Here is a 9,484-nt window from a genome sequence, read left to right as displayed (position 1 = left end):
ACTACAAGAAGGATAATGCAAGGTTTTTGAAAGTCCCAATCCTATTTTCTTGCACTAACATCGGACTTTAACAGGTCAAAAGCTTTATTTTAAAAGGGTTTTACCATTATTCAGCAGACTCTAAATATACCTTAAATCAATGAATACCCCGATGAAGAAAGATTTATTATAAAAACTTCCGCCATCCCCTCACAAGACATTGAGAGAATTATCCAGAGAAAAGCACAATTTAAACAAAATCCAGAACTTCATACTTATCAAGGAGAAATAAACAATGCCTAAAACCACAGATGCCATAAAAATCATTCATCAAATAAAATAAGGACGCTGCCACTTGCGTCCTCAAGGTATCTGGAAAAGGCTTTTTTCCTAGACTTTCCGAGAGTAGTATTCCACTACTAACAGTTCATTAATCGAGAGGGCAATCCATTCTCTTTCCACAACGCCATTAACTTTGCCCACAAGGGTATTTTTGTCAAATTCCAAATGACTCGGCAGGTTGGCTAAACCGGGGTATTCCATATTTCTTTTGACTAGATCCTGGGAACGCTCTTGATTTCTGACTCCAATCACATCACCCGGACGGCACTGATAACTGGCAATATCCACAACTCTACCGTTAACGGTGACGTGACCGTGATTGACTAATTGTCGAGCCCCCGGAATTGTCCCAGCCATACCGAGACGGAAAACGGTATTATCCAGACGCATTTCTAAGAGTTGCAGCAGCACTTGACCAGTGGAACCAGTAGCCCGGCGAGCTTTGCGGACATAGCGAATTAATTGTTTCTCGCTGACACCGTAGTTAAAACGCAGTTTTTGTTTTTCTTCTAGACGAATGGCATATTCTGAACGTTTTTTGCGGGCCTGGCCATGTTGCCCGGGTGCATAGGCACGACGGGCATTTTTACGGGTTAAGCCTGGTAATTCCCCTAAACGACGCACAACGCGCAAGCGCGGTCCTCTATAACGAGACATACAGACAGTCTGCTCCTATTTAAATTTATCCCAAAACTATTATCGTAGCACAAATTAAGTAATTTAGTTGGGGTGTGGGGAGAGGGGAGAACGGAGTGGGGAGAAAAAAGCTGATCACTGATTCAGGCCTGATGGCAGGTGATGTATTTTTTTCGTTAAAGATGAGGCTAATCTCTGCCATCTTAGGGCATACTGTGAGTGTAACTAAGCACTATATTACTCAGGTTGCTTTCCCACTCCTTCCCTAGCTGAATCTCTATCTTGGAGAAGCCATAGTCATGATCGAAATGAAAGTCGCTGGAATTGCCCTAGACGCTATCACTCGCAGTCCCATTGTACTGCTCAAGGATGGTTCCGAGCGTCGCGCTCTACCTATCTACATCGGACAAGATCAGGCTAAGGCCATTATGACCGTCCTCGAACAACAAAAACCCCCTCGTCCCCTCACCCACGATTTGATCGCTAATATTTTTAAAGTTTGGGACATGGATTTAGAAAAGATTATCATCCATTCTCTCCAAGATAATACCTTTTATGCTGTTCTCTGTCTCCAGCGCGGCGAAGTCAAAAAAGAAATCGATTGTCGTCCCAGTGATGCGATCGCTATTGCTCTGCGTACCAACAGTCCTGTCTGGGTAATGGAAGAAGTGATCGCTTCTGCTTCTATCCCTGTCGATCGTGACGCGGATGAAGAGGAACGTCAAGCTTTTCGCAATTTCGTCTCCAATCTTAGCCCCTCAGACCTGATCCAACGTCGCGGTGATTTTAGTGATCAGTGAAATTTCAGGAGTCAGGAATCAGGGGGCAGCTTTATTCTCCCCACACTCCACACCCCACACCCCAATACCTTCTAACTGATAACTGATAACTGATAACAAGGGCCGAATCTAAGACCTAATTGGTTAAGCTAAAAGCTTTGATGTGCTTAGTTTCTAACCTTCTTTTTAGGTAGGAGAATTGTCAGATTCTGTCTTTTGCACGAGTGCCTGTTGCCTCTTGCCTTCAAAAGCTGACAACTGATAACTGATCACTGGTAACTGATCACTGATAACTGGTAACTGATCACTGATAACTGATAACTGAATCAATGCGTTATCGACGATTTGGCCGTACTAATTGGCAATTTTCGCTGTTTTCCCTGGGGACAATGCGCTGTTTGTCCTCAGAGTCGGTGTTTACCGCAACAGTTGATCGCGCCCTAGAATTGGGGATTAATCACCTAGAAACAGCCAGAGGTTACGGTAATAGCGAAGTTTTTCTCGGTCGCTACCTGCAGCGTCAAGGGGTGCGGGAGCAAGTTTATCTGACTACGAAATTGGTCCCCACTCCCGATCGCCAAACTATGGAAAAAGCGATCGCCGAATCCCTAGAACGATTACAATTAAATTACCTGGATTGTCTAGCAATTCACGGTATTAACACCTGCGAGCATTTAAACTGGATTAAAGACCCGCAAGGCTGCATGAAAGCCGTTTTTATGGCCCAAGAAGCTGGAAAAATCGGTCATATTGGCTTTTCTACCCATGCACCCCTAGAAATTATTCTGGAGACGATCAATACAGATTTCTTCGCTTTTGTCAATATCCATTACTATTTTTTTTGGCAAAGACAGCAACCGGCGATCGCTTTAGCCCAAGCAAAGGACATGGGTGTGTTTATCATTTCCCCTGCTGATAAGGGAGGTGGTCTCCACAGACCTCCCAAGAAGCTAGAGGAATTATGCGCTCCTTTTTCACCCCTAGAGCTAAATTATCGCTTTTTATTGAGCGATCCGCGCATTAATACCCTCAGCGTCGGGGCAGCGATACCGGAGGAATTAGAGGCAATTATTAACGTATGCGAAGGAGATCAGCCCCTAGATGCGGCAGAAATTGCCGTTTTTAAGCGTTTAGAGACACATTTAACCGATAAATTGGCTACAGATTTATGTAGCCAATGTTATCAATGTTTACCCTGTCCCGAAAATATTAATATCCCTGAAGTGTTGAGACTGCGGAATCTGGCAGTAGCTTACGAAATGACCGATTTTGGCCAGTATCGCTATCGAATGCTGGAAAATGCCGGTCATTGGTTCCCCGGACGCAAAGCGAATAATTGTACTGAATGCGGTGATTGTTTACCTCGCTGCCCGGAAAAATTGCCGATTCCCCAGCTGCTATTTAATACACACGAACTACTTAAAGGACCAGCGCAACGGAGATTGTGGTCATCTTAGGACGAAACTGGGAAAAATTTTTTTTGGGGATCGTCAAAGTGTAAAAACTATCTTAAGATTAACAGGTAAGAGAATTAACTTTCTTGAATTTAAAGAGACAAAAAACAAGAAATAGATTAAGGAGTAAAGGATATGGCACTCGTCCCCATGCGGTTATTGTTGGATCACGCGGCTGAGAACGGATATGGCATCCCCGCTTTTAACGTAAATAATATGGAGCAGATCCAAGCGATCATGCAAGCGGCGGCAGCCACCGATAGCCCCGTTATCCTGCAAGCTTCTCGCGGTGCGCGCAAATATGCAGGGGAAAACTTCCTGCGTCACTTGATCACCGCCGCGGTGGAAACCTATCCTCATATCCCCATCGTGATGCACCAAGATCACGGTAATGAACCCGCCACCTGCTACTCGGCGATCCGTAACGGTTTCACCAGTGTCATGATGGATGGTTCCTTAGAAGCGGATGCCAAAACTCCCGCCACCTACGAGTACAACGTTAACGTTACTGCTGAAGTAGTAAAAGTTGCTCACTCGATCGGCGCTAGTGTGGAAGGGGAACTCGGTTGCTTAGGTTCCTTAGAAACCGGTAAAGGAGAAGCGGAAGATGGACACGGTTTTGAAGGGGAATTAGATCACTCGATGCTGTTAACTGATCCCGATGAAGCGGTGGATTTCGTCGAAAGAACCCAAGTAGATGCTTTAGCAGTAGCGATTGGTACTAGCCACGGTGCTTACAAATTTACCCGCAAACCCACTGGCGAAATTCTTGCTATTAGCCGCATTGAAGAAATTCACAGCCGCTTACCCAATACCCACTTGGTTATGCACGGTTCTTCCTCGGTTCCCGAAGATCTCCTAGAATTAATCAACCAATTCGGTGGCGCTATCCCTGAAACCTACGGTGTACCCGTGGAAGAAATCCAAAAAGGCATCAAGAGTGGTGTGCGTAAAATCAATATCGACACCGACTGCCGTTTAGCAATTACCGCCGCAGTTCGGGAAGCACTTTTCAGCAACCCGAAAGAGTTTGATCCCCGTTTCTTCTTGAAACCCTCGATCACCTATATGCAGAAAGTTTGTGCCGATCGCTATCAACAATTTGGTACCGCCGGTAACGCCAGCAAAATCAAACAAATGTCCCTTGATGATTACGCAGCCAAATATGCTAAAGGACAATTAACCCAAGTCAGCAAAAAAGTTGTAGCTGTCTAGTTACTGAGAAATTAAGCGATCGCTTAATTGCACCGATCTAGTAGAATTTTTCGGGTAGTTATAGTTAACTACCCTCTTTTTTTATGGGAATCCCTTGAAGGGAAAGAGTTGCCAGATAAGAATCGATTTCAGAGAAAAGACTATACTGAAAATAATCAGCAGATCAGCACTTGATTTATAAGAGAAGCAAGATGAGAAAAAAATCGTTGTGGGTGGGATTATTGGTGGGATTTTGGTTTTGTCTAACTTGGATGGCATGGACACCCACAGCAGCCGCCTTTAGCGAAGAACAAAAATTACTACTGCAATCTTGGCGATTAGTCAACCAATCTTATTATGATGACACATTTAATCATCAAAACTGGTGGCAGGTGCGGGAACAATTCATCAAAAAACCCCTCAACGATCGGACGGCGGCCTACAATGCGATCGAACAGATGTTAGCTACTCTCGATGAACCCTTTACCCGTCTCTTGCGACCGGATCAATACCATAACCTACAAATTAGCACCACGGGGGAATTATCGGGGGTAGGACTGCAAATTAATATCAATCCCGACAATGGTTACTTAGAAGTGGTGGCCCCCCTTGCCGGTTCTCCTGCTGAGGCTGCTGGTTTGACTAGTCACGATCGCATTTTGTTTATTGATGGCATCGATACTACTACTTTAACCCTCGATGCAGCAGCGGCCAAAATGCGCGGAACTCCCGGAACAGAAGTTTCCTTAGTCATTCTTCCCGATCAAAAAAGTCAACCAAAAACCCTATCTTTAACCCGTCAACGCATTTCTTTAAGTCCAGTGGTAGCGGTTTTAGATAAAAATTCTAGTTCCTTGCCGATCGGTTATGTGCGCTTAAATCAATTTAGTGCTAACGCTGCCAAAGAAGTCTCGGAAGCGGTGACGAATTTACAAAAACAAGGAGCCAAGGGTTATATTTTGGATTTAAGAAATAACCCCGGTGGTTTACTGCAAGCGGGCATAGAAATCGCTCGGATGTGGATTAATCAGGGAACGATCGTTTATACGGTTAATCGTGAGGGAATTGCCGATAGTTTTGCCGCTTCTGGTAATGCTTTAACTGACGCGCCTTTAGTCGTTTTGGTCAATCAGGGAACCGCCAGTGCCAGCGAGATTTTAGCCGGAGCATTACAGGACAATCAACGGGGGGTTTTAGTGGGAGAAAAGACTTTCGGTAAGGGATTAATTCAGTCCTTATTCGAGTTACCCGATGGGGCAGGATTAGCGATTACCGTGGCCAAATATGAAACTCCCGCCCACCATGATATTCATAAGTTAGGAATTATGCCCGATCGAGTGGTGGCACAGGAACCGATCACCTATGAGCAAATCGGCACCGAAAAAGATAGTCAATACCAAACGGCGATTCAGTTTTTAAACCAGAAGACCATTTTAGCCAAAGCTTCCTGAGTGGGGTTTACTGAAAAAGTTTGTTGGTGGGGTGAGGCAGGAGATAGGGATTTAGAGATTGAGGGGTTTAGGGGTTTAGGGGTTTAGGGGTTTAGGGAAATTTCAGCCAAATGCTCTACTTCCCCATTTCCCCATTTCCCCATTTCCCCACTTCCCCACTTCCCCACTTCCCCACTTCCCCACTTCCCCATTTCCCCATTTCCCCACTTCCCCATTTCCCCACACCCCACACCCCACACCCCACACCCCACACCCGACGGCATAAATCGAACAAATTAGTCATTTTTTCCATCAATATCTAAATTAAGATGGAAACCTGTTTGATGTGGCGAGAATGCTAACATCGATTAGAATTTTCCCAGTCCGGGCTTTTCAGTCTTCCAACCTTGACTTATCCTTGATCTTACCGCCATGCAGAGATATATTCGATCGCCCCTAGCCCTAACCCTGAGCATCAGCCTCTTAGCTAATTTTTTAACCGCTTGTAATAATGCCCAAACCCCAGATAACAACGCCTCTAGCCCCACCACCACTGCCCCCGGGGATCAGGGCTTAAAATTAGGGGCTTTACTGCCCATTACCGGAGATTTAGCCGCTATTGGTCAAAATATGCCCGAAGCAGCCGCCCTAGCGGTAGAGACTATCAATGCCTGTGGTGGAGTCAATGGCAAACCAGTCACCCTCGTGAAAGAAGATGACCAAACCGATCCCGCCGCCGGTGCTTCAGCGATGACGAAACTAGCGGAGGTGGATAAAGTAGCCGGTGTGATCGGTTCCTTTGCCAGTAGCGTCTCAGGAGCAGCCGTCGATGTGGCGGTGAGAAATAAAGTTATGTTAGTCTCTCCGGGTAGCACCAGTCCTGTATTTACTGACAGGGCGAAAAAAGGCGATTTTCAAGGTTTTTGGGCGCGGACGGCTCCCCCGGACACCTACCAAGCTCAAGCTTTAGCGGTCCTAGCTAAGAAAAGGGGTTTTCAAAATGTGGCCACCGTCGTGATCAATAACGATTACGGAGTGGGATTTGAACGGGAATTCGTGAGCGCTTTCGATAAATTAGGCGGCACTATCACTAATAAGCAAAATCCTGTCCGTTATGACCCGAAAGCTGCCACTCTCGATAGTGAAGCGGCGGCTGCCTTCGCTAACCAACCGGATGCTGTAGCGGCAGTCCTTTACGCTGAAACGGGCAGTTTATTACTGCAAGCGGCCTATAAACAGGGATTGACCAAAGGAGTTACCGTCCTCCTCACCGATGGGGTTTTTTCGGAAGATTTCACCAAACAGGTGGGGAAAGGAACCGATGGTAAGTCAATTATTGCTGGGTCCCTAGGCACGGTCCCCGGGGCCGACGGTCAAGCTTTAAGTGCTTTTACTACTCTCTGGAAAGAAAAGACCGGCAAGGATGTCACCGCTTTTGTTCCCCATACTTGGGACGCGGCGGTTTTATTGATGTTAGCGGCCGAGGCGGCTAAATCTAACACTGGTGAAGGGATTCAAAGCAAGATTCGTGAGGTGGCTAACGGTCCGGGGACGGAAGTAACCGATGCTTGTCAAGCCATGGAAATGATTCGCAAAGGCGAGGATATTAACTATCAGGGAGCCAGTGGCAATGTGGATATCGATGAAAATGGCGATGTGGTCGGTAGTTACGATGTCTGGACTGTCAAGGATGATGGGACTCTCAAGGTTATCGATCAGGTGACACCCAATCAGTAATTAGGGCTGGCTGAATAAATCTAAAAACTTTGCTGGATAAGACTTTTAGACTTTTTTCCCATCAAAAATTACCGGACCGGGGAGTGATCGGGGGGAAAATTCCGGGACTTTTTCCCTGAAAATTAGGTAATTTACCCCCTCAAAATCGGTAAAACCCCACACCCTGCCCCCACGAAAAACTTTTTGCCGCAAACCCTACTTATGAGGAGAGGCACTCATGCAAAGGGGAGAATAAATAATCAGTTTTTAATAACCGGATTTAGTATTTTGTGCCAAGGCAGAGCCTTGGCACAAGCAAAATTTCTTGAAGCATTTTCGGTTATTGAGAATTTTTTCGTTTCCTGGCTTTTTGTTTGCTGGTAGAGAGTAAGGGAGCGGTTAATTTTTCATAGAGTTCAAAGAGGTATTCAATACGATTTAATTCACTGGTAAAGCGTTGGGGACGATAACATAAATCAACGGCTTTGTCAAGTTTTTGGTGAGCTTTGATCAGGTCAGGAGGCATGGTTAAAGGATCGTATAAATCCGCAAGACTACTATCGGGATATTTTGCCCTTGTATCTAGCACAGCTTGAGCGCAAGTCTCGACGGTTTGTTTTTGTTTTTCGGTCGCAGTTTCAGGAAAAGGAAAATTATTATAAACGATGGTGTTTGAATAACGGTAATCACTTTTTAATCTTCCACAGACATATTTAACCCATGCCATGTGCATTTCTGAAGTAAGAATACCAAATAAATATAGATTTGCATTTGCAACAAATAGACAACTATTATTAGCAATATAATCTGGAGTAAAGAATCCTAATGGAATATATTTTCTATTCCCCAAAGAATGACTTGGTATTAGAATATAGCTTGTTTTTGGCTGTCTATTTTCAGTAAATAATGTTGGGAACTGCGCCCACTTAATTGTCGCAACTTTAGAACTAGCCAAACGCATTTCTTTAACAGCTTCTACTCTTTTTAATAATAGGGGCAACTGCTTCAATTCTTTAGGCTGTATTTCTGTTAACCAAAAACACCAGCGTCTTTTATTATTCAGAAATTCATCAGTAGAAATAAAAGGCTTAATGAATTTTTTTCCTTCAGGTTCTTGTCGAATATACTCTTCTTTTTCTCCGTCATTCATCAGAAGATTACCACCATCTGTAGGTTGGCTGCCTTTGATCATTTCAGGCACGTTGCAAATAGGTTTTATTTTCTTTAAAATGATTAAATCATTGCCTTCTGTCAGATAAGGATTAATATTTTTAACCTTTCTTTCTGTCGGTTCACCTTTAATATCAGCATAATCAAAAATACGTTTATTCTCAATATCCTGAACACCAAAACCAATAATAACACAATGAACTACGGCGTTTCCTTTTGCTTCATTACTCCAGCTAAAAGTACGATGGGCAAAATGAATTTTAATTTTATATTTTTGATAAAGCTCTTGCCAAAGAATCCCAACTTGTTCACCCTGATAAATAGAATTTGTGCTAACTAAAGCGCAACGAATTAAACTATTTTGAATAAATTCAGCTGCTTTGATATACCATGATGTCACATAATCTAAAACGCCTGCTCCTTTAACTTCGCCTAAAACATGATTCATGTCAGCCTTTTGGTGGGCATTTTGTAACTGTTTCCCCACAAAAGGAGGATTTCCTAAAATAAAATTGAGCTTCTCTTTTGATATAACTTCCTCCCAATCAATCCGCAAAGCATTTCCATTAACAATCTTTGCCGCTTTCTTCAACGGTAAACGCACAAAATACTGACCAAAAGTATTACTAACTTTAATATTCATCTGGTGATCAATTAACCACATCGCCACCTCAGCAACTCTTACCGCAAATTCATCGTATTCAATACCAGCAAACTGATTCACATCTACCTGAATAATAGCACTAATATCTGTTACTAACTGTCCCGTTTTATTTAATTCCTG

The 9,484-nt window shown here is 44.0% G+C and carries 8 protein-coding genes; 5 read left to right on the top strand and 3 right to left on the bottom strand.

Going from position 1 to position 9,484, the window contains the following annotated elements; all coding sequences use genetic code 11:
* Window positions 1–369 precede the first annotated feature (369 nt).
* The gene (gene rpsD, locus EWV84_RS06085; protein ID WP_002798058.1) at window positions 370–978 is read right to left on the bottom strand and encodes a 30S ribosomal protein S4; all 609 of its coding nucleotides are present in this window, start codon (window positions 976–978) and stop codon (window positions 370–372) included.
* A 278-nt stretch (window positions 979–1,256) separates the two neighbouring features.
* On the opposite strand from rpsD, the gene EWV84_RS06080 reads away from it, so the two are divergent.
* The 4 genes from EWV84_RS06080 to ctpA all read left to right on the top strand — a co-directional run bounded on the left by EWV84_RS06080 (window position 1,257) and on the right by ctpA (window position 5,835).
* Window positions 1,257–1,757 carry a bifunctional nuclease family protein gene (locus EWV84_RS06080; protein ID WP_286825609.1) on the top strand — a complete coding sequence of 167 codons (501 nt, stop codon included), beginning with the start codon at window positions 1,257–1,259 and terminating at the stop codon, window positions 1,755–1,757.
* Window positions 1,758–2,065: 308 nt separating this feature from the next.
* The gene (locus tag EWV84_RS06075) at window positions 2,066–3,193 is read left to right on the top strand and encodes an aldo/keto reductase (RefSeq protein WP_286825610.1); all 1,128 of its coding nucleotides are present in this window, start codon (window positions 2,066–2,068) and stop codon (window positions 3,191–3,193) included.
* Window positions 3,194–3,325: 132 nt separating this feature from the next.
* Window positions 3,326–4,405: a class II fructose-bisphosphate aldolase gene (gene fba / locus EWV84_RS06070; RefSeq protein ID WP_045358622.1), complete on the top strand. Its 1,080-nt coding sequence runs from the start codon at window positions 3,326–3,328 to the stop codon at window positions 4,403–4,405.
* Window positions 4,406–4,596: 191 nt separating this feature from the next.
* Window positions 4,597–5,835 carry a carboxyl-terminal processing protease CtpA gene (ctpA, locus tag EWV84_RS06065; RefSeq protein WP_286825612.1) on the top strand — a complete coding sequence of 413 codons (1,239 nt, stop codon included), beginning with the start codon at window positions 4,597–4,599 and terminating at the stop codon, window positions 5,833–5,835.
* 115 nt (window positions 5,836–5,950) lie between these two features.
* Here ctpA and EWV84_RS06060 read toward each other — a convergent pair whose 3' ends face one another.
* A complete protein-coding gene (locus tag EWV84_RS06060) occupies window positions 5,951–6,118 on the bottom strand; it encodes a hypothetical protein (RefSeq protein ID WP_287077156.1) in 168 nt (55 codons plus the stop codon).
* Between the two features lie 128 nt (window positions 6,119–6,246).
* Here EWV84_RS06060 and EWV84_RS06055 point away from each other — a divergent pair, with 128 nt between their 5' ends.
* Window positions 6,247–7,551 carry an ABC transporter substrate-binding protein gene (locus tag EWV84_RS06055; protein WP_286825613.1) on the top strand — a complete coding sequence of 435 codons (1,305 nt, stop codon included), beginning with the start codon at window positions 6,247–6,249 and terminating at the stop codon, window positions 7,549–7,551.
* A 319-nt stretch (window positions 7,552–7,870) separates the two neighbouring features.
* On the opposite strand, the gene EWV84_RS06050 is transcribed toward EWV84_RS06055, so the two are convergent.
* Window positions 7,871–9,484: type IIL restriction-modification enzyme MmeI (locus tag EWV84_RS06050; RefSeq protein ID WP_353806915.1), on the bottom strand; the 1,614-nt coding region annotated here is incomplete at its 5' end.

The sequence above is a fragment of the Microcystis sp. M_QC_C_20170808_M3Col genome (genome assembly GCF_007095505.1).
Lineage (GTDB): Bacteria > Cyanobacteriota > Cyanobacteriia > Cyanobacteriales > Microcystaceae > Microcystis.
The sequence above is the reverse complement of the archived record's forward strand: the minus strand, read 5'-3'. Positions and strand labels throughout refer to the sequence as shown.

Bases quoted from the DNA above. Each gene is read 5' to 3' on its own strand.
- rpsD (WP_002798058.1), bottom strand. From the start codon at position 978: ATGTCTCGTTATAGAGGACCGCGCTTGCGCGTTGTGCGTCGTTTAGGG.
- EWV84_RS06080 (WP_286825609.1), top strand. From the start codon at position 1,257: ATGATCGAAATGAAAGTCGCTGGAATTGCCCTAGACGCTATCACTCGC.
- EWV84_RS06075 (WP_286825610.1), top strand. From the start codon at position 2,066: ATGCGTTATCGACGATTTGGCCGTACTAATTGGCAATTTTCGCTGTTT.
- fba (WP_045358622.1), top strand. From the start codon at position 3,326: ATGGCACTCGTCCCCATGCGGTTATTGTTGGATCACGCGGCTGAGAAC.
- ctpA (WP_286825612.1), top strand. From the start codon at position 4,597: ATGAGAAAAAAATCGTTGTGGGTGGGATTATTGGTGGGATTTTGGTTT.
- EWV84_RS06060 (WP_287077156.1), bottom strand. From the start codon at position 6,118: ATGACTAATTTGTTCGATTTATGCCGTCGGGTGTGGGGTGTGGGGTGT.
- EWV84_RS06055 (WP_286825613.1), top strand. From the start codon at position 6,247: ATGCAGAGATATATTCGATCGCCCCTAGCCCTAACCCTGAGCATCAGC.